Annotated in this window: 1 protein-coding gene and 1 pseudogene; both read left to right on the forward strand. The window is 64.1% G+C overall.

Annotation, left to right across the window (positions count from 1 at the left end):
• A pseudogene (locus QZX93_RS23095) lies at positions 1-549 on the forward strand (DNA polymerase IV); the annotation flags it as partial.
• A 128-nt stretch (positions 550-677) separates the two neighbouring features.
• Positions 678-1,001, forward strand: a complete 324-nt coding sequence (locus QZX93_RS23100; RefSeq protein WP_295394965.1) for an integration host factor subunit alpha — start codon at positions 678-680, stop codon at positions 999-1,001.
• The last annotated feature ends 650 nt before the right edge of the window (positions 1,002-1,651 follow it).

A 1,651-nucleotide genomic window follows, 5' to 3' on the forward strand; every position in this document is an offset into this window, starting at 1 on the left:
GCGCGGGGCATCGCCTCCGACCGGGTCGGCGAGCGCACCGCCCGCCAGTCACTCTCCAAGGAGACCACCTTCGGCGTCGACGTGACCGATCCCGGCGTGCTGCGCGACACCCTGCGCGCACTGGCGGCCGAGGTCGCCGCCGCGGCCCGGCAGGAGACCATCGCCGGGCGCACCGTCACCTTCAAGATCCGCTTCTGGGGCTTCGAGACCCACACCCGCCAGCGGCGGCTGCCGCGGCACAGCGACGACGCCCGCACCCTGTTCGCCGCCGCCTGGTCGCTGTTCGAGGCCGAGCACTGGCAGGGCAAGCCCGTGCGCCTGATCGGCCTGGGGATCGCCGATCTGGGGACCCCGGAGCCGGTCCAGCCGGACCTCTTCGACGGCGCAGCCGAGCGCCCCGCGGACAGTGAGCGGGAGCGGCGCCTCACGGTCGCGGTCGACCGTATCCACGCCCGCTTTGGCGCCGGCGCCCTGCACCGGGGGCTGTCCGTTACGGACCCCGTGGACGCGGCCCACGGCCTGGGCGAAACACCAGCGGGCCAGAAATAACCCCTTGTCAAGATTGCTTTTGCAGGCGTCTTCTCAGACACTTGCCGCCCAAGCAGCGGCTTGGATCGCGGGACCTGTGTGCCTCGCGCTTTGAGTCTATTTCTGCGCACGATGACGGGAGTGAGAGGATGGCCTTGACCAAAGCGGACATGGCAGAGCACCTGTTCGAGGAGCTTGGGCTCAACAAGCGTGAGGCCAAAGACCTCGTCGACAGCTTTTTCGAGGAAATCCGCAAGACCCTGGAGCGTGGCGAGGAGGTCAAGCTGTCCGGCTTTGGCAACTTTGAGCTGCGCGAGAAGAAAGAGCGCCCCGGGCGCAATCCGAAGACCGGGGTGGAAGTCCAGATCACCGCCCGCCGGGTCGTTACCTTCCATGCCGGCGAGAAGCTCAAAGGGCGAGTGCAAGCCTATGCTGGCACCCAGATCGGCACGCCTTCTGCCGATGCGGTGTGACCCGTTTCTCCCGGCCAGCCGTTCAGGGCGAGGGATAGCGCGGGACGGCGCAGCCGACCAGGTTCACTTGGCTGTTTCTGGGTGCGCCGTGGGGACCGCGTCAGTGGTCAGGGGATTCGTCACCAGCGGCGTTGTTGGGCCTACCCCCAACCGCCCGGGGCACGAGTCAGCGGTTGCGGCAAGGTCGGCCAGCAACTGGGGCAGATAAACCCGGGCAAGCGCGCGCTGATTGGCGGTATAGCGCCGCGGGACAAGTCCCCAGGTCTTGCCACGCTCGGAGGGCTGGGGGGCTGCTGTGTTTTCATGGTAGCGCTCCTGGTCTCACTAATGAGACTAAATGGGGTCACCAGACAAAACGCAACACCGCATCGCTACAATTAGCGCTTATCACCGTATAAGCTAACAGCGATCTCGTATTCTCGATCAAGGCCAGTTTGCATTGCGGTGTTTGGGTCAAACATCAGCACGCCGACATGCATCATACTCACCAACTCAAGACCCGAGAAATCTGGCTCTTTGGGATCTCAGTAGGTCGGCATATTTATAAATTACATGATGTTATGACGACATGTAGGGCGTCATAGAGTCGCATAACGAGCCGCATCGACAAGCCCCTGACAGGGCTTGGAGCGATTACTGCTCTGCCGAAC

Origin of the sequence: uncultured Thiodictyon sp., from assembly GCF_903946935.1 — a bacterium.
Taxonomy (GTDB): Bacteria; Pseudomonadota; Gammaproteobacteria; order Chromatiales; family Chromatiaceae; genus Thiodictyon.